Source organism: Micromonospora sp. LZ34 (assembly GCF_052981855.1).
Genome location: NZ_JBRIQN010000057.1, coordinates 1 through 26711 on the forward strand (window position 1 = coordinate 1; position 26711 = coordinate 26711).

At 70.9% G+C, this 26711-nt stretch carries 23 protein-coding genes and 2 pseudogenes; 1 reads left to right on the forward strand and 24 read right to left on the reverse strand.

All coding sequences use genetic code 11. The features are described 5' to 3' along the window. Positions 1-216: 216 nt before the first annotated feature. The 14 genes from ACVCAH_RS32940 to ACVCAH_RS33005 all read right to left on the reverse strand — a co-directional run bounded on the left by ACVCAH_RS32940 (position 217) and on the right by ACVCAH_RS33005 (position 12620). On the reverse strand, positions 217-630 hold the full coding sequence (locus ACVCAH_RS32940; protein WP_447140148.1) for a hypothetical protein: 414 nt from the start codon (positions 628-630) through the stop codon (positions 217-219). A gap of 37 nt (positions 631-667) precedes the next feature. Beyond that, a complete protein-coding gene (locus tag ACVCAH_RS32945; protein ID WP_447140149.1) occupies positions 668-1663 on the reverse strand; it encodes a DUF4192 domain-containing protein in 996 nt (331 codons plus the stop codon). A gap of 203 nt (positions 1664-1866) precedes the next feature. Next, complete coding sequence (locus ACVCAH_RS32950) at positions 1867-3465, reverse strand: VWA domain-containing protein (protein ID WP_447140150.1); 1599 nt, start codon at positions 3463-3465, stop codon at positions 1867-1869. A gap of 20 nt (positions 3466-3485) precedes the next feature. Beyond that, the gene (locus ACVCAH_RS32955; protein ID WP_447140151.1) at positions 3486-4613 is read right to left on the reverse strand and encodes an AAA family ATPase; all 1128 of its coding nucleotides are present in this window, start codon (positions 4611-4613) and stop codon (positions 3486-3488) included. A gap of 267 nt (positions 4614-4880) precedes the next feature. Then, the gene (locus ACVCAH_RS32960; protein ID WP_447140152.1) at positions 4881-5183 is read right to left on the reverse strand and encodes a hypothetical protein; all 303 of its coding nucleotides are present in this window, start codon (positions 5181-5183) and stop codon (positions 4881-4883) included. 48 nt (positions 5184-5231) lie between these two features. Further along, positions 5232-6320 (reverse strand): DUF4314 domain-containing protein, encoded by a 1089-nt coding sequence (locus tag ACVCAH_RS32965; RefSeq protein ID WP_447140153.1) that lies wholly within the window; start codon positions 6318-6320, stop codon positions 5232-5234. A 155-nt stretch (positions 6321-6475) separates the two neighbouring features. Beyond that, positions 6476-7582: a C40 family peptidase gene (locus ACVCAH_RS32970; protein WP_447140154.1), complete on the reverse strand. Its 1107-nt coding sequence runs from the start codon at positions 7580-7582 to the stop codon at positions 6476-6478. Continuing rightward, positions 7579-8118 carry a hypothetical protein gene (locus tag ACVCAH_RS32975; protein WP_447140155.1) on the reverse strand — a complete coding sequence of 180 codons (540 nt, stop codon included), beginning with the start codon at positions 8116-8118 and terminating at the stop codon, positions 7579-7581. The genes ACVCAH_RS32970 and ACVCAH_RS32975 overlap by 4 nt, the downstream gene beginning before the upstream one ends. 236 nt (positions 8119-8354) lie before the next feature. Then, positions 8355-9065 (reverse strand): DUF6283 family protein, encoded by a 711-nt coding sequence (locus ACVCAH_RS32980; RefSeq protein ID WP_447140156.1) that lies wholly within the window; start codon positions 9063-9065, stop codon positions 8355-8357. Between the two features lie 66 nt (positions 9066-9131). Continuing rightward, complete coding sequence (locus tag ACVCAH_RS32985) at positions 9132-9347, reverse strand: hypothetical protein (RefSeq protein WP_447140157.1); 216 nt, start codon at positions 9345-9347, stop codon at positions 9132-9134. Further along, on the reverse strand, positions 9344-9919 hold the full coding sequence (locus ACVCAH_RS32990; protein WP_447140158.1) for a hypothetical protein: 576 nt from the start codon (positions 9917-9919) through the stop codon (positions 9344-9346). The genes ACVCAH_RS32985 and ACVCAH_RS32990 overlap by 4 nt, the downstream gene beginning before the upstream one ends. Before the next feature lie 87 nt (positions 9920-10006). Continuing rightward, positions 10007-10648 (reverse strand): GGDEF domain-containing protein, encoded by a 642-nt coding sequence (locus tag ACVCAH_RS32995; RefSeq protein ID WP_447140159.1) that lies wholly within the window; start codon positions 10646-10648, stop codon positions 10007-10009. Between the two features lie 91 nt (positions 10649-10739). Beyond that, a complete protein-coding gene (locus ACVCAH_RS33000; RefSeq protein WP_447140160.1) occupies positions 10740-11549 on the reverse strand; it encodes a MarR family transcriptional regulator in 810 nt (269 codons plus the stop codon). A 420-nt stretch (positions 11550-11969) separates the two neighbouring features. Beyond that, positions 11970-12620, reverse strand: coding sequence for a hypothetical protein (locus tag ACVCAH_RS33005; RefSeq protein ID WP_447140161.1), 651 nt, complete (start codon positions 12618-12620; stop codon positions 11970-11972). A 638-nt stretch (positions 12621-13258) separates the two neighbouring features. On the opposite strand from ACVCAH_RS33005, the gene ACVCAH_RS33010 reads away from it, so the two are divergent. Then, the gene (locus ACVCAH_RS33010; RefSeq protein WP_447140162.1) at positions 13259-14224 is read left to right on the forward strand and encodes a hypothetical protein; all 966 of its coding nucleotides are present in this window, start codon (positions 13259-13261) and stop codon (positions 14222-14224) included. 408 nt (positions 14225-14632) lie between these two features. Here the strand turns inward: ACVCAH_RS33010 and ACVCAH_RS33015 are convergent. From ACVCAH_RS33015 to ACVCAH_RS33060, 10 genes and pseudogenes are all read right to left on the reverse strand, one after another. Next, positions 14633-15878: pseudogene (locus ACVCAH_RS33015) on the reverse strand (IS3 family transposase). A 406-nt stretch (positions 15879-16284) separates the two neighbouring features. Continuing rightward, complete coding sequence (locus ACVCAH_RS33020; RefSeq protein WP_447140163.1) at positions 16285-16875, reverse strand: hypothetical protein; 591 nt, start codon at positions 16873-16875, stop codon at positions 16285-16287. 85 nt (positions 16876-16960) lie between these two features. Continuing rightward, positions 16961-18166, reverse strand: a complete 1206-nt coding sequence (locus ACVCAH_RS33025) for a trypsin-like serine protease (protein WP_447140164.1) — start codon at positions 18164-18166, stop codon at positions 16961-16963. A gap of 586 nt (positions 18167-18752) precedes the next feature. Continuing rightward, the gene (locus tag ACVCAH_RS33030) at positions 18753-19280 is read right to left on the reverse strand and encodes a hypothetical protein (RefSeq protein ID WP_447140165.1); all 528 of its coding nucleotides are present in this window, start codon (positions 19278-19280) and stop codon (positions 18753-18755) included. A 159-nt stretch (positions 19281-19439) separates the two neighbouring features. Beyond that, positions 19440-19622 carry a hypothetical protein gene (locus ACVCAH_RS33035; protein WP_447140166.1) on the reverse strand — a complete coding sequence of 61 codons (183 nt, stop codon included), beginning with the start codon at positions 19620-19622 and terminating at the stop codon, positions 19440-19442. A gap of 68 nt (positions 19623-19690) precedes the next feature. Further along, complete coding sequence (locus ACVCAH_RS33040; protein WP_447140167.1) at positions 19691-20176, reverse strand: hypothetical protein; 486 nt, start codon at positions 20174-20176, stop codon at positions 19691-19693. Positions 20177-20269: 93 nt separating this feature from the next. Continuing rightward, entirely contained in the window at positions 20270-21157 is an 888-nt protein-coding gene (locus ACVCAH_RS33045; RefSeq protein WP_447140174.1) for a replication-relaxation family protein, read from the reverse strand. A 316-nt stretch (positions 21158-21473) separates the two neighbouring features. Beyond that, positions 21474-23915 (reverse strand): type IV secretory system conjugative DNA transfer family protein, encoded by a 2442-nt coding sequence (locus ACVCAH_RS33050; protein ID WP_447140175.1) that lies wholly within the window; start codon positions 23913-23915, stop codon positions 21474-21476. Between the two features lie 65 nt (positions 23916-23980). Beyond that, positions 23981-25778: pseudogene (locus ACVCAH_RS33055) on the reverse strand (VirB4 family type IV secretion system protein). Continuing rightward, positions 25775-26704, reverse strand: a complete 930-nt coding sequence (locus ACVCAH_RS33060) for a PrgI family protein (RefSeq protein ID WP_447140176.1) — start codon at positions 26702-26704, stop codon at positions 25775-25777. Before ACVCAH_RS33060 ends, ACVCAH_RS33055 begins: the two are co-directional and overlap by 4 nt. Positions 26705-26711: the final 7 nt, after the last annotated feature.

Below are 26711 nucleotides of genomic sequence, written 5' to 3' on the forward strand. Positions count from 1 at the left end.
CTCGCCGTCCGCTTCCAAGCCGTCCTGACCATCACCATCATCACCGAGTGGCTCTGACCGGCTTATGAAACACGCCTTAACGCGCTTCTCGCTCTGATGTCGGTGATCGGTTGTGCTGGCGTCCGTATCCGCCGCCAGCGAGGCTTGAAGGCGGATTGCCGGCAGACGGTGCGGTGCCGGCACGGTTGGTGCCGACGGGGTGTCGGCGCCGCTGGGTCAGGGCGTCGGCGGGTCGGCGTCGTCTGGCTGGTCAGTCGGCGGGGCGTTGTGGGCGGGGGAGATCAGAGCGGTGCCGAGGTCGGCGAGGGTCTTGCACTCGCGGCGCAGCCGTGAGCGGGCGGTGTCCCGTTCGGCGAGTGCGCGGGCGAGTGCGTCGGTGACCTGAGCGAGCCGCTCACGCATCGCCGTGACGTCGGCTGGGCGTGGGCCCTCGTAGACCTCCCAGAGGACGTCTGCTGCGGCCCTGAGCGCGGCGATCTGTGCGTCGGCGGTGGTGATGGCGCCGACGGCGGACATGAGCGCGCACACCGTATCGGGGGCTTGAGCAGTGGTGTGGTGGAACTGGTCGGCGTCGAAGCGGTAGCCCTCGACAAGGGCGAGTCGTCGCAGGACGTCGAGCTGATCGGACATAGGTTCCTCCGGATTCACAGGTGGGGGCGGGCGTGGGTCAGGGCGTGGCGGGGAAGCCCTGGTCGGGCCAGCCGTCGAGCACCGACGGGGGGAGTCCTTCGCGCAGCGCCCGGTCGATGAGCTGGGCGAGGGAATAGGTGGGATCCGCCTGTAGGGCACGGTCGACGGCGACGCCGGCGAGTGCGCCGGCGCCGCTGCGCCAGGCGGCGAAGGCGAGCAGGCTGGCGGGTGGGGCGGCGAGGCCGGGTTGGGCGCGGCGGGTGATGTCGCTCCACATCGCGACGTGCCACGGCTGCGAGTCGGTGGCCCGCCAGGCGGCATCGCGGATGGCGGTGATCGGCAGGAGCACTGTGAGCCAGGCCAGTTCGTCGTCGGTGAGTACCTGACCGTCGGCGTAGCGGGCGAACGTCTTCCGCACGATGTCCTCGCCGGCGCGGATCAGCGCGTCGCGGCCGTCGGCGGTGAGGGCGCGGCGGCGGGCCCGGGCCCGGTAGGTGGCGCGGGTGACGGCGGCGCGGGCAGGTCCGCCGATGGGCGCGATGGTGGCGACGAGCGCCTGCCGGTCGGGTAGGGCGGTGTGGCCGGCGACGATGGCGTGCAGGGTGAGGTCGCTGCGGTCGGGGTCGAAGGGCCGCCCGTCGATGGGGCAGCAGTCGGGGTTCTGGCAAAGGTAGGAGTAGTAGCGCCGGCCGGTGACGCGGAGCGCGTCGAAGACGTCGATGGCGGCGGCGCGCAGCCGGGGTGTGAGGGTGTCGAGGACCGGGGTGACCAGGCTGGCGGGGCCATAGCCGATGACGATCGCGGTGGTCACCGATGCGTGGTGAAGCATGCGCAGCTGCTGAGGCATGACGTCGTCAGCCCAGCCAACCAGATCGGGGGAGGCGGGTAGGTCGGTGCGGCTGGCAACGGCGACTCTGGTGCCGGCGAGGCCGACGATGACGAGGCTGTCGGTGGGGTGGAAGCCGAGTAGGTAGGGCACGGCGGTGAGCAGGTCAGCCGGTGAGGTGATCGGTAGGCGGTGCGGGTCGCTCACGGTGTCTCCTGAGATGTGTGGGTGGGGACCCGGGCACGGCCGTGCGGCCGTGCCCGGGGTGCGTGGGTAGCCGGGCAAGCGGCTGAAGGCGGTGCGGGGGAAGGCCACCCGGGTGGGTGCCGGTCGATCCGGCACGCGGGGCCATGGGCCGTGGCCGGCGTCTGCAGGCGCCCTGCTCGGCGGAGATCGGGCGGGGCTGGGTGTCAGGCCTGCTCGAGGGCGGCGACGGCGGCGCCGGCGATGTGGTCGATGGCCTGTACCGGGTCGCTGATGAGGACGGTGGTGGTGTCGGTGAAGGTGTGCCCGTCCAGGTCGGCGGGGCGCAGCCACAGCACCGCGCATCCGGCCCGGTGCAGGGTGCTGACGAGTCGTTGTGCTGCCGGGATGCTGTCGAGGTCGCCGTCGGAGACGACCGCGAGCATCCGCAACCGGCCGGGTTGGCGGAGCTGCAGGAGGTCGTCGGCGAGTTTGACGGCGTCGAGGAAGGTGCTGCTGCCCCCGAAGGTGTGCATGTCCTGCACGTGGCTGGGGCGTCGCCGGGGGCCGATGAGCAGGGTGACGGTGCTGCCGAAGGCGATGGTGGCGGTGACGGCGTCGCTGCTGCGGGCGGCGTGGGCGAGGATCCACCCGGCCGACGACATCGGTGCCGCGTACGGGCGCATGGAGAAGGACACGTCGACGATGACGCCCAGGTGCAGGGTCGGCTTCGGCGGCGGCAGGGTGGTGCGGCGTTGCCAGGGTGTGGCGGTGGGGATGGTGCCGGCGGCGATCTGTGCCTGGGCGGTGATGGCGTGGCGGGTGCGGAGCCGGCCGGGTGGGATGAGGCTCGGCCGGGTGTCGGGTTCGGGCTGGTGGGTGCGGGCGCGGCGCAGCCGGGCGGCGAGGTGTCGGGCGGCGGCGCGTTCGGCGTCGGTGGGGTCGCGGCGCGTCCAGCTGGCGGGCGCGGAGTGCCGGGCGGTGATCTGCCGGGCCCGGTATTCGGCGGGGGTGAGCCCGCCGGCGTGGGCGAGGTAGTCGGTGAGGGCCTGGGCGAGCCGGCCGGGGAACACTCCCGGATCCGGCACGGGCGTCTGGGGTTGCTGGTGGGGGTTGATGCCGAGGATCCGGCACCATCGCCACGCCAGGTCGACCATGGTGTCGGCGTCGCTGTCGTCGGTGACGTGGGCCTGCCGCCACACGTCGCGCAGCTGGAGGAGGCGTTTGCGGCCGAGGATCGCGGTGACGGCGGCGCGGACACCTTTGATGTCCTTGGCGGTGACGATGCGGGCGTCGACACGGGCGAGAAGAAGACCGGCAAGGTGCGCGGCGTGCCAGGGGTCGTCGACGGGGGCGTCGTCGGGGCTGACCAGGGCGGTGACGGTATGGCGGAGCCACCGCCGGTCGCTGCGGCGCCTGGTGCGCTGCCGGTACTCGATCCGGGATTCTTCGAGAAGCTCGGCGACCGCGGCGACAACGGGTGGGGTGCCGGGCGGGGTCCGCCACAGGCTGTGGGCGGCGTGGGCGGCTTCGTGGACCAGCAGCCCGTAGGCGGTCGGGACGAGGCGCTTGTGTCCGGCGCGGCGCGGGTTGGCGACGTCGGGGGCGCCGATGTGGGTGGCGTCGACCTCGATCCGGGCCGTGTCGGGGTAGAAGCAGGCGGGTGCGCCGCCACCGGCGCCCGGGGCGACGGTGACCGTCAGGTCGGTGCGGCCGGTCAGAAGTGGGATGTGGCGGGTCCAGGCGTGGCTCCACTCCTGCCAGGCCGGGTCGCCCGCACCGGGTGCTGGAGTGCCGGTCTGCAGGTGGGTACGGGGATGAGGCATGGGCTGTTCTCCTTCAGGGCTCAGCGCTGCTTGCCGAGGGTCAGCGCGGTGATGTCGGTGCCGAAGTGCTGCCGCAGGGCGGCGATGACCGCTTCGCGGTCGTCCTCAGGGGCGCGGCCGGCGAGGTTCGCCACCGCCGCGGCAAGGCCGAGGGACTTGCGGACGCGGGTGAAGCCGAGCAGCTCGCGCAGCTGCGGCGCCCAGGACACGCGCCCGGAGGCCAGGTCGGCGTTGAGGGCGATGGCGGCTTGCACGGCGGGGGCGGGGACGCCGAGGTGGCGGGCGAGGTCCCAGTCGGTGGTGACCTCGATGTGCACGTCGAAGCGGGACGCGAGGGCCTCGGTGAGGATGGCGCCGTGCACGCCGGGGTTGTGGCCGGCGATGACGTAGAACCCGTCGACGGCCTCGACCCGTTCGTTGCGGTAGCCGGGGATGGTGATGACCCGACGGCCGTCCATCGCCGGGTACAGCACGGCGAGGACTTTCGGGGGGATGAGGGTGGCGTCGTCGACCAGCAGCGCCCGCCCGTCCCGCATCGCCTGTACGAGGGGCCCGTAGACGAACTCGTAGCCACCGTCGGGCAGCGGGATGAAGTTGCCGAGGAAGTCCTCGACGACGGTGTCGCCGGTGCCGGCGACGGTCAGCAGGTCGGGGAAGGCGGCCTCGACGAGGGCGGTCTTGCCGGTGCCGGGTGGCCCGTAGAGCAGCACGGGGATGCGCTTGTCGCGCAGCCGGCGCAGCACGTCGACGTCGGTGGCGCCGGCGAGCTTGCGGGGGAAGTACAGGTCCCCGTTCGGGCGCGGCACCGGCTGCCTTCGTCCCGCCCGGCCGCCGCCGCTAGAGGGGGCGCGCGGGGCGGGTGGTGGGAGGGTGCCGGCGGCGTCGATGCCGGCCTGGGTGATCTGGAAGCGGTGCGGGCCGGGGTAGTGGGTGGCGTACCCGGCGGCGGCCATCTTCTTCAGCGCCTCGAACACGGCGCCGGAGGATCGGGCGGTGATGGCGGCGGTGATCTCCCGGACCTTGAACCATTGGTCGGGGTGGCTGGCGAGGTGAGCGGCGACCTGCCGGTAGAGGTAGCCGGGCCGGCGGTCGCCGCCGGAACCGGCGGCTGCGCCGTCGCCGGTGGTGGGTGGGGTGGCAGGGTCCATGCGGGTCTCCTGTCGTAGGGGAACTGGTGCCCGCGCACCCGTCTCCGGGTGCGCGGGCGGTGGGGCGTTGTCCGCGCGGCGGAGACGGGTGAGGCGGGCCGACCCCAGGCAGGGCGACCACCACACCCGTGGGAGCCGGCCATCCCGCGAGCGCGGGGAGGTGCCGGCGTTGGGTGCAGTGCCGGCGCCAACCCGCGGGTCGGCGACGACGATGAACGCACCCGCCGGCGGCTGAATCAAGTCGAGCCGGGGGTGCTTGGGCGGGGGTTAGCGGCGGCGGAGCGTGACCTCGGTGGTTGGCCGTCGGGAGATGTGCACGGTCAGGCCGAACACGCTGCCGTCGGACAATTCCAGCCACACACCCCGGTCGAGGGTGAGCACGCCGGCGTCGCGGTAGCTGCGGGCCGAGGTGATGTGCACCGGCTGCCCGTCACAGTCGGTCAGCTGCGGCAGGTCGGCGTCGTCGCAGAGCTGGTCCAGCTCGTCGCTGGTGAGCAGGTGCCGCACGAGGGCCTGCAGGATCTCCTCGTGGGCGTAGTCGCCGAACTCGTCGTCGATGTCGTCGCACATGGCTTACTCCGATCGGTGTCGTGAGGCGTCGAAGGGGCTGAGAGGTGGTCAGGCGTCGGGCGTCGGCGGCTGATCCGGGGGGTCGGGGATGTCGGCGGCGATGCGGTCGCAGTCGTACGGATGCACCGGGATCCACGTCCAGGCCCAGCCCATGACGATGTATCGGCCGTCCGCGCCCGGGGCGATGCGCTGCACCGCCTCCGGGTCGCCGTACACCCTGGTCTCGTCGACCTCGATGACGTCGCCGTGGAGGCGCATCCGCGCCATCGACTCGTCCACCAGATCGCCGGCGTCGGTGGCGGTGGCGCCCTCGTCGGCGAGGTGCTGCCGGTACCGGTCGCGGGCGGCCTGCTGGTCGGCGACGATCGCCTCGGCCACCTGCCGGGTGCAGGCGAACACCGCCCACCCGTTCCACGTGTCGACCAGCGTCCCGACGAACCCGACCGGGATCCGCATCTGCCCGTCGCTGTTCGGTGTCCACGCCCAGTCCCCGGCGAACACCCCGGGCCCACCGATGCGCACCTGCTTCGGGTGCAGGTGGCTCAGGTCCCGGCCGTCCCCGGTGGGGCTGAGGGTGATCCGGCACTGGCGGGCGACCTCGTCGGTGACCGCGTGGTCGAACCCGTCGCACCACGCCCACCGGGTCTCGTCCATGCGGCGGGCGGTCAGCCCCTCCCACGCGGGCGACCCCGGCGGGGCGGCCTCGGCGTACCGCGCCTGATCGTCGGCGAGGACGTACCGGTCGGCCCGCGGTAGTCCGTCGAGCACCGCCGGGTCCCCGTCGTCGAGGGCGGCGAGAACCCGTCGGGCGATGGTGGTGACGTCACCTCGGGCGCGACCGCCGAGCACGTCCTGCGCCCACCACTGCGCCGCCGACCGTCCGGCGGCGGCGCCTGCGGCATGCAACGCGTTGAGGACCTGCTGCCAGGCGGCATCCGGTGCGGCTGGCCCGGTGCGGCGGACCCGGTCGCCCGCGTCGAGGCACATCGACAGTCGCGATCCGTTGTCCCAGTCGATGTCCAGGATCCGCTGATCGGGCAGGTAGCGGAGGACGGTGCCTTCGTCGCCGGGACGCAGGCGGGTGTGCGGGTCGCTGGTGTGTTCGAGCGCGACGCGCTCGCCCGGCTGGTAGGTCATGGCGCCGACCTGTCCGCCGCTGGGGCGGCTGTGGTGGCGACGAGGGAGCAGCGCATGGTCAACCTCCGTGTAGTGAGGGGGGAAGGAATTCGCGGCCGGTCAGGGTGTGGCCTGCCGCGGGCGGCGGGAGCAGGCAGCGCCGAGTGCCTGTGCGGTCAGGTGATGCGGCGGACGGCGGCGAGCTGGCCGCTCCAGGCCGCCAGCTTGTTGATCTTGACGACGTCGCCGGTGTGCGGCGCCTGGACGATCAGCCCCTGGCCGAGGTACATCCCGACGTGACCCGGGCGGCTGGTGCTGCCGCGGCTGCCGGCAATGAACAGCAGGTCACCCGGCCGAAGATCGCGGTAGTCGGTGACCGGTGTTCCGGCGTGGACCTGCTCGCTGGTGGTGCGGGGGATGCCGATGCCGGCAGCCCGGTATGCCTGCTGCATCAGCGAGGAGCAGTCGCACTGGTGCCGGGCGATGCCGGAGTGCGCGGCGGTGCAGTCCCCGCCGAAGGTGTAGGGGGTGCCGAGCTGGGCCAGGGCCCAGCCGATCGCCGTGACCACCGGCAGCGGCGTGCCGGGCGGCAGGGTGAACCCGGGCGGCAGGGGAACCGGTTCGCCGCCGAACTGGCCGTCCCCGCCGTCGAACAGGCACAGCGGGTTACTCATCGCCTGCTCCAGGTCGCCCCCGACTGGGCCGGCGGCGGTGCCGCCGGTCAGGACGCGGACCAGGGCGATCGCGTCGTCTTCCCACTTCGCGTAAGCGCCGGGGAAGGCGGAGCGCTGTACCGCCTGCACGGCGTCGGTGAGCGGCAGGGCCTGCCAGCCGTCGACGGCGAGCAGCGCCGTGTAGAACGTCCCGGCGGCGTAGCGGGGATCCCGGAGTTGGGCGGGTGTGCCCCAGCCTTGCGAGGGGCGCTGCTGGAACAGCCCGATGGAGTCTCGGTCCCCGCCGGGCAGGTTCCGCAGGGTGGACTCCTGCATCGCGGTGGCCAGGGCGATGACCCAGCCGCGGGGCGGGACGCCGCGTTCGGCGCCGACGGCGGCGATGGTGGCGGCGTTGCCGACCTGCTCACTGCTCCACCCGCCGACGCCGGTGACGGCTGGTGGGGACACGCTGATGCTCGGCAGTGGCGGCTGTCCGTCGGGCCCGACGGCGCTGTAGCAGGCGGCGGAGGCGGTGCGTCCGCCGGTGAACAACGCGCCGATGCCTGCGGCGCACAGCACGAGCAGGGTGACCACGCCCGCGCTGATGGCGCCGAGGGCACGCGCGCTCATCGCGGCGCCCCCGGCGTGGGGACGCAGCAATGATGTGGCACCACGGGGTGGGCGGTGGCGCTGTCCGTCCCGTACGGGGAGGGCTTCGAGGTGGCGCAGGCGTCGAGGCGGTAGCGGGCGGTGGGTTCGCCGTCGTCGGTGTGCACGGTGACCGCGTCGGTGGCGGGGTCGATGAGGTAAATCCACGCGACGTCGAGGTGCGCGGCCTGCGACAGCGGGAAGACGCTGACCGGTTCCGGGGCCTCGACCGTGCCGTCCGGCGACGTGGCGGTCAGGGTCATTCCGACCCCGGGAACGGGGTGTTGCCCGGCGAACCCGGACGTGGCGGCGGCGGTGATCGTCGGGTCGAGGTACTCCCAGTCGTGGGCGAGGACAGCGGCGACGAGAACGTGGGCGTTTCGCCGGGCGTGGTTGGCCCAGATGCCGGCGAGGGCGCCGACGACGGCGGTGGGGTAGCCGTCGAAGAGCACGAACCGGGCATGGACGAGGTGCGGCTGGTGGGGGTCGGTGGTGCCGACATAGCAGCGGGTGCTCACGAGCAACTCCTTCGACAGTGGGTTCAGGGCAGGACCTGGCGGAGGCGGGCCACATCGGGCCGCACCAATGCGGGCAGTGGGGGTTGGGCGGGCTGTGTCGGGGCCGGACGGAAGGCCACGCGGCGCGGGCGGCTGCGTGGCCTTCCGCGGGGTGAGGGCCGGTGAGAGCGGCTGTTGCTCGGGCCGCGCGGGCCGAAGGCCCGGGCCACCCCGCCCCGGCAGGTCCCGGAGTTAGGTCAGGTGGACTGCTGGGGCCAGCGGGTGACCCGCTGGACGCCGGTCGCGTCCGCCAGGGCGGTCAGGTAGTCGTGCCACCGGGAGAGCCAGCGGGCGGGCAGGGTGGGGTCGAACTGGCGGGCGGTCACGTCGATGACGTGCCAGCCGGTGGGGTCGCTGCCGGGTTCGGCGACCAGGACCGTGCGATGGATGAAGGCGACGACGCCGGCCTGCTCGTCGGCCCAGCCGGCCACGTCGACGACCTGCGCGGGGTAACCGAGCTGCCGCAGCCGCTTCGCGGTAGCGGGCGCCCAGGTGAGGCAGTCCCCGTCCGCCGGTGCCGGCGGGACGGGCAACTCCCGCACGGCGGCTGGCAACCGCCGTGCCGCGATCTTCGGGTGCAGCCGCTGGATCGCCCGCCTGGCCTTCGGGTCTGGGTTGACGTAGGCGCGCGTCGCCGCGACCTCGTCCGGGTCCATGCCCTGCAGGGCGGCCAGGCGTAGGGCGAGGAGGTTGTCGGTGTCGTGGCAGCCGGCCCAGCCCGCGCACACCCGCCCGTCGGCCTGGTGGCACAGGAACAGCCCGCCCGGTTGTCGTGCGGTGGGCTGGTCGTAGGCGGGCAGCTTGGCGTACTCGGCGGCGTCCCACACTCCGGAGGGGACGTCGCGGCGGTAGGGGCAGGTCCCGCACGGCGCCGTCGCCGGCCCACGAATCCCCGCCGACGGGCTCACCGGGTGCTGCGTGTCCGCGTCCGCTTCCGGTGTCGTCGGCTGCGGCCACACGGCGGGCTTGGTGCGCTAGCCGAAGATCGGGTCGGTGGTTTCCACGGATCCGCAGCGGATGCAGCGGGCGTAGGTGTCTCCGCCGTAGCCGGCCATCGACGGCGCCTCGTCCTGGAAGACCTCGTCGACGGCTCCGCAGATGCGGCACCGCATCGATTCGCCCTCCGGGCCGAAGGTCTCGAAGATCGGCTCTTGCTCCTCGTGGTTGCGCTGCTGCTCGGGAGGGGTCATGACCGGCTCCGTCCGGTGAAGCGGGCGGTAGCGGCGAGGAGGGCGGCCAGCCCGGGGCCGGTAGCCGGGGTGTCGTGAGGGTCGGGTTCGTCGTCGACCACGAGGTGCGGATGGTCCTCGCCGTGCAGGTGGGTGAGCTGATAGACGCGGCCGTCGGTGTCGACGGCGTCGACCCGACGGACCTGGAAGGGCTCACCGGCGGCGATGAGGATGTCGTCGTAGACGGCCGCCCAGGCCAGGAGCCGGGCGTCGGACTCGACGCCGCGGATCAGCCCGATGATGGTGTCGAGAGTGACCCGATAGGGCCCGGCGGTGCGGTCAGGCTGGCCGACGGCGGTGGCGAGGCGGTGCAGCAGCGCGGGCAACCCGGCGGGGTCGGTGAGCAGGTCGTCGGGGTGCAGCGGGAACTCGACACTGCGCATCACGCGCAGCCTCGCCGAACAGCCGGGGTGCAGGGCCCGGTCGTGGATCAGCAGCAGCGTCGCAGGACGACCCCAGCCGAGGACGTCGGCCTCGGCGTCGACGGCGAGGAGGCAGCCGGCGAGAGTGTGGACAGCGGCGAAGGACAGCACGCTTATCTCCCTTCGAAAGTGGTGGAACGGGAAGGACCCCGCAGCCGTCGGCTGCGGGGTCCCTGGTGGGCATGAATGGGGGTTCGGTCAGTGGTGGTGCCGGTCGCGGCTACGCCCGTAGCTGGCTGCTTCGGAAAATGGGCTGTGGCCCCACACGCCGAGGCCGAGGCGTTTGGCCTGGTACATGGCTTGGTCGGCTTCGGCGAGGGTGTGCCGGGGGCTCATGCCGAGCCGCAGGAGGGTGAAGCCGACCGACGCGGCCACCTCGATCGTGGTGCCGTCGTCGAGGCGCAGGGGCGCGCCGCTGATGCTCGACCAGGCGGCGTTGGCGGCGGCGGCCACGTCGTCGCGGTCACCGCGCACGAGCAGCGCGAACTCGTCGCCGGACAGCCGCGCGGCGACCTCGACGGGCGCGTCGAGGCCGGCCAGGAGCCGCCCGACCTGGGCGAGCAGGACGTTGCCGGTGTCGTGGCCGAAGGTGTCGTTGACCGTCTTGAACCGGTCGAGGTCGAGCAACACCAGCCCGAAGGAGCTGTGGTGGTTGAGGGCGGCGCGCAGCCGGGGGAGCAGGACACGCCGATTGGGCAGACCGGTGATCTCGTCGTGGGTGGCGTCGTGACGGGCCGCTTCGAGGGCCCGGTGTTGGCGCCACAGCAGGGCGCCGGCGAGGGCAAGGCCGGCGAGGATCCCGCCGACGGTGGTGACGATCGTGTGCAGGATGGGAGACACTCGTGACGCTCCTTGCTCGGGTAAGGAGCACCGGGGGCGGGCGGGAGGCGCCAACTTCGACGCCCGCCCTCGGGCTACAGGGGACAGGCGGCTACTGGCCACCGCTGATGTGGGCGAGCTGGAAGGTGGCCGGGCGCTCCACGGTCTGGACGACCTTTCCGGCGATGACGAGCTTGGCCAGGGCGTTGGCGGCCGCTCCGGCGCTCGCCTTCGCCGCGCCCGTCCCGGCGTTCGCGGCATCGATCAGCCGGCACAGCTCGCCCACCCTGTACTGCCGGTCCGGGTGGGCCTGGAGGACGTCCAGAACCGCTCCCCGCAGCGACCCGCCGGCTCGCCGGGCGTTGGGCGGGCGGTCTTCTGCCTGCGGTGCTTGAGCGCTGTCGCTGGTCGTCGGCGCCTGATCCGGGGTCGGGTCGGTCGGGGGCGCACCTGCGGTGTCGGTATCAGCGGACGTGGGCGTAGGGGCATCGTCAGTTGGCCGCGCTACGGATTCGAGCTCCCCCGCCGGCGGTTCTTTCTGGTCTGCGCCTGCCGCCTGCTGCTCATCGGGCGTCGCCGCCGGCAGGTCGTCGCCCTTTCGGCCGTGCCCGTCCGGGCTTGCCAGCTCAACGCTGGGGTTCTCGCCCGGGTCGGCAGGAGTTTGCACGCCGGATTCGGGGGTCGGGGCGGTAGCGGCGCGGCCGGCGGCGGTCAGCCGCCACAGCGTGTGCCCGTCGTCGGTGCGGATCCGTTCCGCCTGCCCGGAGCTTTCCCAGGCGCGCAGCTTGGAGGTGGTCGTGGAGTAGGCGAGCTCGGTGTGCGCGGCCACGGCCGCCGCGGTGGCCTCGCCGAGCTCGGCGAGGGCGGCGAGCACCTTGATCGTGCTGTGCGCGGGAACGGTGTCGTGCGGGGTGTCGGTCATGGGCATGTCCCTTCTCGTGAGCAGTAATGGGAGTTGAGGGCGCGCACTGATCCACGCTTCGACCGGGGCGGGGATCAAGTGCGAGGACCGGATCTCGGGACGCGGCGATCCCTCCTGTCGAGGAGCGGGAAGAGGAACAGTGCCGCCTGTCGCAGGCCGAGCTGGGCGGACGCCCCAGCCCAGGGCGCCCGGCGGTGCTGTGTGTTCGTCCGCAACGGCTTTCGGCCCCGACCGGCGGTGGCGGAGGGGGTGACCGTCGTGCGTGGCTTCCGGCGGGCTGCGGCGCGAGGCGGTGGCATGTGCCCGGTGTCGGCCAGCGCCCCCTCTTGCCAAGGCAGACGTGTAGGGAACTTGTGGGGTTAGATGTGCGCTGCCGCCGGAGCCCTGGCCCGGGGGGCGACGCGCCCTGGCGGGCGGGCTCTACAGGGCGACGGCGATCAGCCGCTGTGAGGGTGCGAGGGCGTCGAGGTAGCGCAGGGCCTGCTCGATGTAGGTGGTGCGGTCGGCGAGGGCGTCGCTGGCCGGGGCGAGTTTGCCGCCGTCGGCGGTGAGCAGGGCGTCGCCGACGACGGCGGACGCGGCGCTGTAGTGCTGGTAGGCCAGCGCGCCGGCCTGGTACATCTCCAACTCGCCGACGCTGGGTTGCCCGGGGCCAGGGTTGGCAGCGGCGTGCAGGCGCATGGCGTTGACGCGGGGTTGGGCGTGGAAGTCCGCGGTGGCGGCGTCGTAGGAGTACCTGTCGGGGTTGGCGAGATGGCGGGCCTCGAACACCGGCCACGGAATGGCGGGTCGGGTGCCGTGGACAGCGTGCTGCCAGATCTGGTGGCGGATGCCGGCGTCGACGGCGGCGGCGTGGCGCATGCCGTTTAGGTCGAGCAGGCGGACAGGTCCGCCGGCGCAGGGCGCGGGGTGGCCCTTGCGCAGGCCGATCATGCACTGGCGCTGCCAGAGGCGTAGCCGAGGTACGGCCCAGAAATGGGCGGTGAGGGTGCCAGGGACGCCGAAGTGCGTGGCGAGCTGGTGTGCGGTGAGCGCCTCACCGGGCAGCTCAGCGAGCAGGCACACGATCATCGTGTGGATGGTTGGTGCCGGCGTGACGGTCGACTGCGGGCCAAGGCGCCCCGCCGTGGGGACGCGGTCCGTCTCTGCCGGCGGCGCGGCGGCTGGCCTGGCGGGGAGGGTGGGCACGCGGCTGCCGTGTCGGGTCAGCCGAGTGCCGTTGACGGTTGGGGTCATGTGAGGTCCTCCATTCGCGGGCGCGAGGGCGCGCAGAGGTGACCGGCCCACCGGGTGCATGGGTCGGGTCGAGGAACGTCGGATCAGGTGGTGCGGACTGGTTGGTGCGACCTACAGAGGCGCCGCGCGGCGCTTGTGCCGACCGGCCGAAGCGGGTGGGCGACGCACACCGGGTGGTGCGGCGAGGGATCCCTGAGGTGGACCGAACCGGGTGGAGAGATATGTGAGGTGAAGGTGTTGCCGGAGACGGTACAGCCGCGCTCTCACAGCACTATGGCGCCGCACCTCGCCCTCGTAGGGCCCTGACCTGCACAGTGAGAGATCAACACGACTGATAAGCGGGCTGTGGGTGCGAACGTGGTGAGAGCGACCCGCACTCACGAGCGATCTTGTTGTCTGACAGACGTGTGCACTGTGGTGAGCTCCGACTCGCGGGGCAGCAGAGATGACCATGAGTTCCTATGCTCGGCGCCGTGTCTGTCATGAAAGCATCCGACCTCCTCCGGTTGCCAAAGTTCGGCCCTGCCACCCACTACGCCGATCTGACCCCCCTGCGTGACGCGGTCCTCCGTGAGGACTGGCCAGCCGTCACACGGTTTTTCACCGAGTTGCCGGCAGAGCACGACCCCAGCGTGGCGGTGGGGATGGTCGCCGACTTACGCGGTGTGGATGGCTTCCTGCACAGGGCCACCAACGGGTCTGCCTTCCCGACGGTGGCGGCCACGCTGCTCGGGGCTCGCTGGGTGCGGATGGGCTGGGACATCCGCACCGCCCGACGGGCACGCTTTGTCAGTCGCGCACGATTCGCCCAGTTCCACAGTCACCTCGCCCGAGCCGATCAACTGTTGAGCGAGGTGACCGCCGACGAGCCGGACAACATTGCCGCGTGGACGAGCAGGGTGCGCATCAACCGGGGTCTCCAGCTGGGCCTTGCTGAGGCGCGGCGACGCTACGACCGGGCAGCCAAGGCCCGGCCCAACCCGTACCACGCCCAGATGACCATGCTGCAGCAGTTGTGTCCGAAGTGGGGTGGCTCCCTAGAGCTGATGCATGCCTTTGCCGAGGAGAGCGCCCGGCAGGCTCCACCTGGAGCGCTCAACGCGGCGCTCGTGGCCGAAGCACACATCGAGCACGAACTACACGACGAAGAAAAAGCTCCGGTATACCGCAAACGCCGGGAGGTACGCGACCAGCTGCGCCGAGCGGTGGCGCAGTCCGTGGGACACCCCGACTTCCGGCCCGTGCATGGCTGGGTGCAGGCACACAGCAGCCTCGCCTATGCGTGGGCGCTCGCCGGAGATGCCCGCAGCATGGCCATGCATTTCGGCGCCTTGGGCGATCGCGTCACCGACTATCCCTGGCGCAACATCCCAGGCTTTACCCTGTCGACGTACAAGATGTGGCAGTTCACCGCCTACGCGATAGGCGGTTGGCGCTAGCCCTCATCCAAGTAGCTGCCCTTCTTACGGAGGACGCGAGGGTCTCTCGTGGCCTCGGCTGCCCCCTGTTGTCCTCGCCTAATGGCACGCCGGGTGCTCGCCGCGAACTCCCCGAGGGGAAGCGATCGTCGACCCCCGCCTTGCAAAAGATCAAGACCGCTGTCGGCCGCCGTCGGCCACTGCCGCTGACCTGGCTCGACTTGTCGGCTGCTGTCGCTCGTCACTCCTGCCCGTCGGCCGGCCTGGCTGTACGGATGGCTGTACAGCCACCTCCTGATCCGTAGATTCCCAAGACCACTCCGCAGCCGTTCGGCAACGTCCGCGTCGCCCTGGTCGCCCTGGTCGCCGTGCGCTGGGCAATTGGATCGGTCCGGGCTCGTCTGAACCGCCCCGGGTTCTGTGGAGACCTCAGCTGTTGACTCCAACCACCTCGCGGGGCTGGGGTTGAGCGTAGAACGTCGTTGCGTATTCGGTCGGTGGGACGTGCCCGATGGCTGAGTGCAGGCGCTGGTTGTTGTACCAGTCGATCCACTCGGCGGTGGCCAGTTCGACTTGGGCGAGGCTGCGCCACGGGCCTCGGGGCTTGATGAGCTCGGTCTTGTAGAGGCCGATGGTGGACTCCATCAGCGCGTTGTCCAGGGCGTCGCCGACGCTGCCGATCGAGGCGTCGATACCGGCATCGAGCAGGTGGGTGGTGAATCGGAACGACGTGTACTGGCTGCCTGCGTCGCTGTGGTGCACCAGGCCCGCGCCGACGGGTTGTCCGGCGCGGTCTCGGCGCCATAGCCCCATGTTGAGGGCGGCCAGGACCAGCGGAGTTCGTTTGTTCGTCGCCGCGGACCAGCCGACGATCGCCGGCGAGTAGACGTCGACGACGAACGCGACGTAGACGATGCCGGACCAGGCGGCGATATGGGTGAAGTCCGCGACCCAGCAACGGTTCGGGCGGGCGGCGGTGAAGTCCCGGTTGAGCAGATCGGCGGCCCGTTCATGCCCGGGGTCGGTGACCATGGTGCGGATCCTTCTGCCGCGCACGACGCCGGTCAGGCCGGCGTCACGCATCAACCGCTCGACCGTGCACCGGGCCGTCGGGTGACCGCGGCGGTGCAGCTCGTGCCAGATCTTGCGAGCTCCGTAGACGCCGTAGTTCGCCGAGTGGATCTCGCGGACGAGTTCCGTCAGCTGCGCATCACGCACCTGCCGCCTCGACGGCGGACGCTTCTTGGCCGCCCAGTAGCCGCTCGGGGTGATCTGCAGCCCGTGCTGGCGCAGCACGCGGCAGATCGGCTCGACTCCGCCGAAGCGGTCCCGATGCTTGTCGACGAAGGTCACGAGCGTGTCGTAGGCCGGTCGAGCTCGGCCGCGAAGAAAGCCGACGCGGCCTTCAGGATCTCATTCGCCCGACGCAGCTCGGCGTTCTCCCGCCGCAGCCGCTTCAGCTCCGCCGACTCCTCCGACGTGACCCCGGGCCACTGCCCTCGTCGACCTGCGCTCGGCGGACCCACTTGCGCAACGTCTCGGCCGTGCCGATCCCGAGCCGAGCCGCCACCGCCGTGATCGCCGCCCAATCCGACTCGTAGTTCGGCCGCACCTCCGCGACCATCCGCACCGCCCGTTCCCGCAGCTCCTGCGGATACGGCTTCGTTCCTGCCATCTCCCGATCCTTCCCAAGCGGGGAAGTCTCTACAAGATCCGGGACGGTTCACAGCGAGCGCACCGCGGCAGCGGAGTGCATCTGTGGCCGCCGACGGCCAGCCGCAGTACGCCGCTGCAGGCTGTTCCGCAGCCTCGACGTTTCCCACCACGCCGCCCGCGTAATCGCCGGCACCCTCGTCCGCGACTACTTTGCCGACAAGCCCGCCACCCGCGACGGCCTCGCCGACCTCACCGGCGAACAGCGTGGCGCAGCCTTTGAGCTGACCCTGATGTTCACCCGCCTCGCCCGCGCCGCCGCCGCCATCACGTAGCCGGCCTGCTGCAAGATCTGTCGGTAGCGCGTCATGATCGCCGGCTGGACGACGGTGCCGCAGTACGCGACGCTGAACGTGTCCGTCCCCCGGTTAGTTGCCCGTTGCGGCCGTGCCGGAGCGGATCAGTGGGCTGCTTGGAGTCTGCGCCGGGGTGCGGTATGTCTTGATTGCCCGCTCGGGCCAAAACCCCAACAGCGTCTTCATTTGGCCGACCTGCCGGACGGCACCGGCGGCGGATACGATCCCGCAGTTGTAGTCGACCCTTACCGTGACGTTGGTGTCGTCTGGGTAGCCAAGAATGACCTGATATTGATCGTGACCCGCGAGCGTGCAAGCGTTGCTTTCTAGGTCGGCCGGGTCGAGCGTGTTCAGGTAAGCGGCCAGCCCGTCCACTTTGTCAGCGGCTAACGGGATCGGTTGACGCAGTGGGTACTGGGCTCCGGTGCGCGGAAATGAGTACACGCACAGCACCCCCGTCGAGCTTCCCTCGGGCACGAGGTCACCGTTGCGGCTGGCCTTGGTGGGTGCGTTCTTAACGAATGTGGCAGGACAGGTGGGCGGGCCGGGCTGCTTCACGGCCGTGATGTCATCCTCGGCCCCACACGCCGCCAGCAAAACGATAAGCCCTGGGATGACTCCCATCCGGACGATCAGCGATAATCCATGAAAACTGGCTGGCATGCCGCCCCTTCGATTTCGAGTAATACCGCTGCTCGGGCGCCCAACTTAAAGTTGGGCGCCTGAGATGGTGCTGGCGGATACGCTATCACTGGGTCAGCGGGGTCGCGGCCAACGGGCCGCCAACGACCTCGTCCAAATCCGCGAAGTACAGATAATAAGGGGAGTTACCCCCCGCAGTGACAGTTCCCTTGGCCCGCACGCCATCTCCGTCAAGCGAGAAGACCGGCCCACCGCTGTCCCCGTCTTGACCGGCCGCGAGGTGGTTGATCTGTTCCACCAGACCCAGATCGCTCATATATGTGAGATCGCCATCGGAGTCCACGCCCTTGATCGTGTACTCTCCGCCTTGGGTCTTAAGGCCGCAGATGGTACCGCTCCTTGACCCCGATTGGCAAAGCAGTTCATTGACCGTCCGGTAACCCCAGCTGTGCACTGGCTTTCTGATTGTGGTGTTGACCCCGCCATCGTAGATCCACGCCTCCCCGGGGGCGTCGATTAGCAGGACATCATGTTCCCAGTCCTCTTGATAGACCGGGCCGATCTCCTCAAAGTAGGCATCGCCGTCAAAGTGGCCGTTGAAGGCCACGTCCGGTGCCGTCATGCAGTGCGCTGCGGTAAGCATGTACGTCCGCGAATTCTTCGTTACGGTGAACCCGGTCGTGCACCACTCATACCTTTTCTCTAGGTCGCGCCAAGTCTCGAACTGTGCGCCCCCACTCCACGGCGAAAAGTCGCTCTCCCGGCTCAGCGGGTTGATGGGTGCCGTCGCGGTGGTCATCTTTACTGGCACGCCCAAGTTCAGGCCGGCCACCAAGGTGTCCGCGTCTTTACTGGTCAGGCCCTTGCTGGCCAGCTTGGCCCGCATTTTCTCGGCGGTCGCGGGGGGCATGCGCTCCACGTGCAAGCCAGATCCGTCGTCCCGCGTTCCGATCGCCTGGATGTTGCTGTGCTCCCGCTTATCCGCAGCCTCCAGTTGTGCCTGCGCCCGATCTAACTCAGCACGTGAGAAAGCTGCAACCTTCACCACTACCGGCCCGATCCGGCGGGCATCGGCAACAGCGCTGGTCATGGCGGCAGGCAAGTTGCCTTTGTAGTACAAGGTCAAGCCGTCTCCCTCGTACGCCACACCAGCGTAACCGGAATTCTTTGGCAGCTTCATCGCGGCCTCGAGCAGAGCTTGCGCCGCGGGGTGCAGCTTTTCCTGCCGACGCATTTCGGCGAGCAGTTCCGAGCTCTGGTTCGTGATGAGTTGGGGGTCCTTGGCCGATGTGGGCGAATCTGCCTGTGCCACACCAGGCACGATCGGCAATGCCAGAAGCAGTGCTCCGAAGACTACTGCGCAACCCCGACGAGATTTAGTCCGTGTCATTACGTCTCCTCAGCCTGCCGGCAGGGTCTAAAGCCGGACGCCATTTCCATTCTCCGCCTGCAAACCCCGCCAGTCGTGGAGCAATCAGCCGATAGTCTGCACGGCAAGCCCATACGATAGGGAACATTAGAACCAACGCTGGCAGGGTTGAAGTGAATGGCTGCTAACGGACCTTGAGGCCGTGTCTGGCCTCGTCCACGGGGCGTCCATCGCCCCGTCACCCATCGCCCCCTCCCTGATGCGACGGCAAAAGCTAAGCAAGGCCACATACACAGGCGGCTATCGTCCAACTACATGAGGGAGGGAAGTAGGGCCTGTTGGGCACGTGCACGGGCCACGCTGCCTTCCGGGCGGCTAAGCGGCTCCGCCAGGTCTTCGGTCTCCGCGTAGCCGTCGTCCTGCGCCGGCACCACCGCGACCGCTCGGATCCGCCTTGAAACCCGCCCGGAACCATGTGGTCAGTTTTCAGGCGGAGCCGAGGCCCCGGATTCCTAGCTGGGGCAACCCCTCAGCTGTGGCAGCGGAGATCCTCCCCGCCTGGCAGAAAGCTGATTTCGATGTCAATCTCGCCGTAGGTGTGTGGACCTGGCGGCACACGCCCATACCCAAGGAGTAGCCGGACCTGTTGCCCGTTCGTCACACGGTCAGCGCAGAACAGATTCCCCGATCCTGTCGTCGGCGCGATTCTCCACTGACCTGCGGTCAACAAGGTGCGGTAGTGGTCCATGACTGGTTCCATCGACGTGCCCGGTGGCAAGCTGATGTTCGCCGAAACGAGCCCCCAATCGTCGCTTTCACCCCCGCACGGGGCCTGATCGACAGGGTCGAGGGTGGTGCCGGATGGAGGAGAGGTCAGCACCGGGTCTCGTGCCAACTGCTCGGCCATCCGATGATCGGCATCCGTGCACTCGATCGCCCGCGCGCCCGGGCTCTCGATCGGCTCGCCTAGTTGCTGGACGGCGAGGCCACACAGCACCAGAAGACCGACGAGCACCGCGCCGACTACGGCGATGCGGGCAAAGACTTGCTGGGGCATCCGCCGAGGGTAGAACAGGTAAGCCGTCGGGGCGGTCCTGGAGGATCTCACTCCATCGACATGGCCGGGCAGCCGCGCTGCCCCTTGCCACCGACCGTCTACGGCCGCATCCGCGACGCCGAACGGCCTTCCCGGTCTCACCACTGGCCGCCCGGATGTCTAGCGGGTCGTGTCGGTAAACGGCAGCGTCCAGACGCCGGACAGAAGATCCAAGTCGGGAGGGTCCATGCCCGCAGACTCGTCACCGTCGCCCTCGACGAGCACACCGTCACCGCTTACGACGCCGAAACGCCGATCACAGCCGTGCCGCGGCACCACCGCCCTGAACCGCACCAGGTACATACCGAATCACCATCCCCGGTCAGGCTCAGGAGCCTCCCTTCGGGCGTGACCCGACAGCATCTCGGCGGCTATGCGGTCGACCTCAGCCCGAGCGCGCTGTGTTCGATGAGGCCCGCAGGGAGGTCGGTGCGTCCAGACTTCTGGGATGTCAGCGCGACGAGTTCGGCGCGTAGATCCACGGCAGGCTCACCGAGCACGATCGCGCTGAGCACAAGCTCGACCATCACCCGGTCGTATCGCTCGGAGCTGCGACGGTAGCGCGAGGGGTCGGACTCCACCGTTGCCGCTGAGATACGCCAGCCACCGCCGCCAACGGACGAGAACGATGCTTCGAAGATCCCGTTGCCGGTCCAGCTGCGATGCAGGAACGTGACCTGGTCCTCAACGAACACGTTCCACTTCTCGTCCATGTCGCGAGCCTCGTAACCGAGCGTGATCCGTTCCCACTGCTCGTCGGACCACGTGCGGGTCGGCAGCTCGGCCATGGGCATCGGCGCCACGATCGGCAACACGTGCGGCAACGACGACCGGGTGACCGGCGACGGTTCGATCATCAGGAAATCGTACGGGCGCGACGGCTGACAAGACCATGACGAACAAGAGTCCCACCCACGTCGCAGGTGCCAGCAGGACCGCGACGTGTGCTGTCAGACATCCGGCCCGTCATCCGGCCAGCGGTCGGAGTTGAGGTGATCGGTGAAGCGGTGTGGGTTGGTGCCGGGATTGTCGGGGCCGTGATCGGAGGGCAGCTCATGCAGCCACCGGCGGGAGCCGGGCTCCGCGGCGAGAGTCCACACGGGTCCGGCCGGGTGCTCTTCCTGTACTCCGGTCGCCACCGGCATCGCTGTCGGCACCCCGGCCAGCGCGCGCAGGAGATTTGCCTCCCGACGGCGACTCGCCACGCGAAGCAGGACGGGGTAGCGGGGCCCGAACTGCGCGAGCCGCTCATAGCCGCGCAGCTTCCGTAACACGACCGCGAGGGGTTCGGTCCCGTTGTCGTGCTCCAGGAAGAACCCGACGTGCCGGTCGCCGACGCACCAGACACCGTGAGCGTCGGGGCGGATGCCGGCGATGGCGTAGGCGGCGGTGGCGTGCTGCTCGGACCACCACCGCGCCAGCCGCATGGTGGGGTCGTCGCGCGCGTAGGCGAACAGGTCGACGAACAGTTGATTGGTGCCGAGCAGGTGCGCGAGTTGCCGGCTGCCGACGATGCGTTCGGTACGTTCGATGCTGCTGCGCGGCGGCCGGGCGTCGGGCCGGTCCGGGTCGTTGTAAGCGGTCGGATGCACGAGCATGCCGAGGGGACCAAGGGCGTAGAGATACTGCCTGTCTCCGGTGGTGATATCGACGAACCGGCTGACGGCGTCGATACCGTGCAGGGTGGCCAGCCGTAACCGGGCCGAACGGCGGGAGCTGAACAGCGCCTCGGCGATCTGATCGGTTGACAGCACGTAATGCTCGGCGAGCCATGCGAGGAGCTGACGGTCGCGCAGGGTGAGCCGACGCAGGTGCTCCAGGCGTGACCGGCGGCTCACCGAGCTGCGGGATGCAGCGACCCGCGGGTTGGTGGAGTGAGGACGGAATACGGGACGGTCGGTAGACACGAGCGGGATCCCTTCAGGGAAGGAATGGACCCCCTCCCATGGAGGGGTGTCGGGAATTGCCGGCGGCCGTGGCCAGTGGCGTCAGTGCCGTGTGCAGCACTGTCAGACCGGCTCAGAGCAGTACGACGACGGTGGTGGGTGGTCGATGGTGAAGGGCTGGGGAAGCGTCTGCGGAAGGGGCGACGGAAATCCCTACTCGGCGACTGACAGACATCCAGGCGGGCCCCCGCAGCCCTGCCGATGGCCGTCAGGGCTTGCTCTTGTCGTTCTGTCGGCGGGGCTTGCGCGTCCCGCCGGGCGGCTGTGAGTAGCGGTCGACGAGAGCGTCGATGGCGCCGGTGTCCTGGGGGGCAACCGCCTGCGCCGCGGCCTGCCGGATCGCTGCCGACTCGCCCACGACTGGCTTGGGCGGTCGGGTTTTCATGGTGAACGCCGGCGTGTGGCGGCCGCCGCTGACGAGACGGACGGCGGCGGTGTAGGCGTCGAGGTGGGTCAGGTCGTGCTCGTCGAGTTCCGGCAGAGTGTGCCGGGCGAGGACCCTCGCGTCCTCGGGCGCGCAGGAGAAGTAGATCTTGTTGCGGGCGTTCGCCGAGGCCGCGGCGAGCAGGTCCTTGGGGAACTGGGCGAGGTCCTGGTGGGACAGGACGAGGGAGAGCCGGTATTTGCGGGCCTCGGCGAGCATCGTGTCCAGTGAGTTGGCGAGGGTGAGGAAGTTCTGGGCCTCGTCGATGATCAGGGTGGCGTCGCGACGCTTGTCAGGTGCGACCTTGGCGCGGGCGGTGGCGGCTTGCCACACCTGTGCCAGCACGAGTGAGCCGAGCAGCTTGCTGGTGTCCTCGCCCAACTGACCCTTCGGGATGCGGACGAGCAGCGCCCCGCTGTCGAGGACCGTGCCCATGTCGAAGCTGGAGCGGGGGTAGCGCATGGTGCGCTTGACGAAGTCGCGCAGCAGGAACGCCCGCAGTCGGGCCAGGACAGGGCCGATGACCTGGGAGCGCAGCGCGGGGTTGAGTTCGTCGTACCACTGCCAGAACCCGGACAGCCCGGCCGGGTCGTCGAGGTTGACCGTCATCGCCGAGCGGAACTGCGCCGAGTTCAACAACGGCGGGATGTGTTGGAGGGTGACGTTGGCGTGGCGCAGCAGGGTCAGGCACGCCACCCGCATTACGTCGTCCATCCGCGGCCCCCACGCCTTGGCGAAGATGTTCCCGAAGATCGACACCAGGTTGTCCACCACGAGGTCCGGGTCGTCGCCGGCCAGGGGATTGAGGGTGGGCGGGTTGGGTTGGTCGGGGTCGAACAGCACGACCCGGTCGGCCACGCTGGCCGGGAGGCGGTCGAGGATGTCCAGAACCATGTCGCCGTGCGGGTCGATGACGACCGTGCCGCGGCCGGCTGTGATGTCGTCGACGGCCATGTTGACCAGCAGCGTCGTCTTTCCGGAGCCCGTGGATCCGATCACGTGCAGGTGATACCGCGCATCGGGCACGGACAGGGCGACGCCGTGGCCGCCGATCTCGGCGGTGCCGAGGACCTTCGTGCCGCGTCCGCCGGTGGGGACGGCGACCGGGGCGGGCATGGACTTCGCGCGGGCCCGGTCGAGGCCGGGCACGGCGAGATCGCGCGGCAGCGCCGCAAGCGCCGCCAGCTCGGGCGTGGACGTCAGGAACCCTGCGCCGAGGCGCCGGCCGGCGAGGACCGCCAAGGGTGCAGACAGGCGGGCGCGGCGGGTGAGGCGGTTGCGGCCGGAGTAGACCGCGAACGAGGCGGCGATAGTGTCCGCGACACCGCTCAGTCTTCCTCGTGGGCTGGAGCTACTTCGCTGGCTGTCCTTGGCGACGGCGTAGCGGATCGCGGTCTGCCACAGCGGGTGGGACGTCTTGTCGAGGATCGCCCGCACGTCCCGCTCCACGCCCGGGTCCCGCCGCCCGGCCGGCACGCCGGGACGAGTGGTGCCGCCGATGCGCCCGGGCAGGAACAGCTCGATGAGCCACAGCAGCGGGAGGGCGGGGTTGATCGCCGGCACGGCGGTCCTGCCGTCGCGCAGGCGTGCGGCGGCGCGTCGGGCGCGCTGAGAGCGTCGGGGAGTGGCGGGGCGGGCGAGGACCTGCACACAGGCGAACTCGTCGGTCCGCAGCCCGGAGCCGGCGGACATCAACGCCCGCAGGGCGTCGGCGTCGTGGTCGGTGGTCAGCGGGAGCCACTCGGCGGCGGTGGGCAGCAGGTGCCCGCCGACCGCCGCGGACACGTCGAGGGGGATCGGCGGTGTGGCGGGGGTGGTGGCGGTGGTGGCGCCGGGCCACGCGGCGCGGATCGCGGCCTCGACGGCGCCGGGCGGCACGGTGCCGGGTACCCACACCGAGATGAGCAGTCGACGGCCGGTCCAGGTGTGCTGCCATGCCACGTGGGGGTTGCCGTAGAGCCGTCGCTTCCACCGTGACGGGGTCAGCGTGCCGGCGAGGTTGGCCCACAGGGCGGCGGCGCTGTGCGTGTCGACCTCGGGCGGCGGAGCGATCGTGACCAGCCGCGCGCCGTGGGCGTGCCGGCGGTGCCGCCACAGTCCGAGGAGGTTGCGGGCCGCGATGGAGGCGACGAGCCCGGCGGCCGCTACGGCGAGCAGCCACGGCCGCTGGACAGCCCACACGGCGGCGTCAGCAACCCATCGGCTGGGCCCGGGCGGCGGCCCGATGACATCGGCGCCCGGCCCCGACGGGCCGGGTGCCGGCGAGGGCAGAAGCGGCGTGCCGGATGGGTTCACAGGTCGGCTCCTTCCTCGTCGAGGTCGGCCAGGTCCGCCGGCCGCGTCGTGCACAGCCGGTGCTCGGCGTCGGAGGAGATGGCCTCGAAGCTGGTGCGGTTGGTGCCGGCGATGAGCAGGCCCTGCCCGGTGCGGGCGGCGAGCAGCAGCCGCCGCTCGCCGGCGGTGAGGCCGAACGCGTCGCCGATCGCGTCGATGGCCTGGGGGGCCTGCTTGAGCAGCACCTGGGTGGCGGCGTTGGCGACGACGGCCTGCCCGAGGTCGGTGCCGAGTACGTCGGCGACGTCCTGGGTGACCACCGTCAGTCCGGCGTTGCGCTTGCGGGCGGCCTTGGACATGCGGAACAGGAACCGGGCGCCCTCGCCGTCGCGCATGAGCAGCCACGCCTCGTCGACCACGACCAGTCGGCGGGTGGCCAGCCGTGCACGGCCGGGGGCGTCAACGTCCCGCCAGATGGAGTCGAGGGCGAGGAGGGTGCCAACGGTGCGCAGCTCGTCGGGCAGGTGCCGCAGCGACCACACCACGAGGTGCCCGTCAGGGCAAGTGGTTGTCGGCCCGTCGAACAGGTCGGAGAACGACCCGTCGACCCACGGGGCGAGCCGGGCCGCGAGCTGCTGCGCGGCGGAGTCGGCGTCGGCATGCAAGGCCGCGGCGAGGTCGCGCAGCAGCGGGGCGGGCCGGTGGTGGGTGGCGGGGTCGGCGGTGATGCCGGCGGCCCGATAGACGGCCAGGATCGCCCGGTCCAGGGCCGCGCGTTCGGCCGGCGGCGGCTGTTGCCCGAGCACCACCCCGACGAGGGTGTGCAGGAACAACCCGCGGCGGGTGAGCACGTCCGGGCGGGTGTCGCCTGCCGGCAGGTCGAGCGGGTTGATCCTCACCCCGGCAGCGCCGAGGCGGACGACGGTCCCGCCGACGGCGTCGGCCAGGCGCGCGTACTCGTCTTCGGGGTCGACGACCGCGAGCTGCACCCCTTGGTAGAGGTTGCGCAGGATCTCCAACTTGACGAAGTACGACTTGCCGGCGCCGGAGCGGGCCAGGACGACGGCGTTGTGGTTCTCCTGCGCCCACCGGTCCCACCACACGATGCCACCGGAGTCCGGGTTGACGCCGTAGAGCACCCCGCCATGGGTGGGCGGGTCGTCGGGTAGCGGGGCGGGGCAGGTCGGCGCTGGCCAGGGGGAACGCGGCGGCCAGCGCCTGGGTGTCCATGGTGCGCCGCACCTGCAGGGAATCGGTGGCCAGCGGCAGGGTGGTGGTCCATCCGGCCAGGTGCCGCCACGTGGCCGGCTGCACCTCGATCAGCGTCGACGCGGCCGCCTCCTTGACCTGCGCGCACGCGTCCAGGAGTTCGGCCTCCGTGCGAGCGTGCACGGTGAGATACAGGCCGACGCGGAACAGCTTCGCCGCGCCCCGGGCGAGGCGTTCAGCCAGGTCGGCGGCGTCGTCGGCGGCGGCGTCCACGGCGGGGTCGGACAGTCGGCCCCGCCCGGCATCAGCCCGCCGGGAGGATTCGAAGCGGGCCCGCTGATCGCGCAGCCGGGACGCTGCCACAGGCGCGGGCAGCGGGTCGATGTGCAGGGCCAGGTCCAGCCGGCCCGGCCAGGACAGCAGGGGTTCGAGCCAGCCGGGGCCCACCTCGGCTGGGTAGCCGGTGACCAGCAGGGTGGCGGCGTAGCCGTCGCCGACGCGCAGTATCCGGGGGGTCACTTCGACCGAGGCGGGTGCGACCGTGGCCGCCAGCCCGGCCGATGACGCGGCTCGGCCGGTTGCGCGGGCCTGTCTGAAGAACGTCATGTCCGTTCCTTCTCTCGGTGTGGTCCCCGCTGGGGCGGGCGGGGTGAGGTGATGACGGCGTCGGGTGCTGCCAAGCGACCAGGGCACGGGGGCCGGTAGGGGTCGGCCGCCGCGGCGATCGCGGCGGTGACGGCGGCCCCGTCGAGGGCGCGCGCGGTGACGCCGAGGCCGGACAGGGCCCGGACGGTGTCATCCGCCCTCCGCCGGGCCGCGTGCCCGCCCCGCTCGCCGGTGCCGGTACGGGTGACGACGAGGACCTGCCGGCGCAGCGGGTCACGCCGTTCGGCGAGGTCGGCGAGGAACCGGGCGTGAGCGGCAGCCGCGCCGGCCAGGGCCGGGTGTGGCAGACCGCCCGCGGTCCGCGCGACACCGCGGGCCGCCGAGCGCAAATCGACCGGCTGCGCGGACACGACGATCTGCGTCGGGCTGGACAGCGAGTTCAGCCACCGGCCGAAGGTGTCCACCAGCGCGGCCTGCTCATCAGGGGTGCGCAGGGCGAGGTTGACGGTGGTGGCGGCGACGATCGCCGCCCGGGCGCCGCCGAGGCGGATCTGCCCGCCGTCGTCGATCGCGTCGGCGGGCAGTGTCAACGGCGCAGGCAGCATCACCTTGCTCCTGGGCGGCTGCACCCAGTCCGGGGTCGTCGACGTCGTGTCGGTGGTCGATAGCGCCCGCGGCGCCCGCGAGTGCCGCACGGCCGCGAGCAGCCACCGGTCCAGCGACAGCCCGTCGCGGCGGCCGACGGCGACACCGAAGACCAGGCCACCGCAGACGACGGCCGCCCCGGCCAGCACCGGCAACGGCACGACGGTGTGCAGCGCCCGCCAGGCCCCGTAGAAGAGCAGCGCGGCCACGGCGAGGATGGCCAGCTGCCGGAACGTCAATCCGTAGAGCACCTTGTCGGGGGCGTCGACGTCCGCGGGCATCCGCGCC

Coding starts and splice junctions, on each gene's coding strand:
- ACVCAH_RS32940 (WP_447140148.1), bottom strand. CDS start 630: ATGTCCGATCAGCTCGACGTCCTGCGACGACTCGCCCTTGTCGAGGGC.
- ACVCAH_RS32950 (WP_447140150.1), bottom strand. CDS start 3,465: ATGCCTCATCCCCGTACCCACCTGCAGACCGGCACTCCAGCACCCGGT.
- ACVCAH_RS32955 (WP_447140151.1), bottom strand. CDS start 4,613: ATGGACCCTGCCACCCCACCCACCACCGGCGACGGCGCAGCCGCCGGT.
- ACVCAH_RS32960 (WP_447140152.1), bottom strand. CDS start 5,183: ATGTGCGACGACATCGACGACGAGTTCGGCGACTACGCCCACGAGGAG.
- ACVCAH_RS32965 (WP_447140153.1), bottom strand. CDS start 6,320: ATGACCTACCAGCCGGGCGAGCGCGTCGCGCTCGAACACACCAGCGAC.
- ACVCAH_RS32970 (WP_447140154.1), bottom strand. CDS start 7,582: ATGAGCGCGCGTGCCCTCGGCGCCATCAGCGCGGGCGTGGTCACCCTG.
- ACVCAH_RS32985 (WP_447140157.1), bottom strand. CDS start 9,347: ATGACCCCTCCCGAGCAGCAGCGCAACCACGAGGAGCAAGAGCCGATC.
- ACVCAH_RS33000 (WP_447140160.1), bottom strand. CDS start 11,549: ATGACCGACACCCCGCACGACACCGTTCCCGCGCACAGCACGATCAAG.
- ACVCAH_RS33005 (WP_447140161.1), bottom strand. CDS start 12,620: ATGATCGTGTGCCTGCTCGCTGAGCTGCCCGGTGAGGCGCTCACCGCA.
- ACVCAH_RS33020 (WP_447140163.1), bottom strand. CDS start 16,875: ATGCCAGCCAGTTTTCATGGATTATCGCTGATCGTCCGGATGGGAGTC.
- ACVCAH_RS33030 (WP_447140165.1), bottom strand. CDS start 19,280: ATGCCCCAGCAAGTCTTTGCCCGCATCGCCGTAGTCGGCGCGGTGCTC.
- ACVCAH_RS33035 (WP_447140166.1), bottom strand. CDS start 19,622: ATGTACCTGGTGCGGTTCAGGGCGGTGGTGCCGCGGCACGGCTGTGAT.
- ACVCAH_RS33040 (WP_447140167.1), bottom strand. CDS start 20,176: ATGATCGAACCGTCGCCGGTCACCCGGTCGTCGTTGCCGCACGTGTTG.
- ACVCAH_RS33060 (WP_447140176.1), bottom strand. CDS start 26,704: ATGCCCGCGGACGTCGACGCCCCCGACAAGGTGCTCTACGGATTGACG.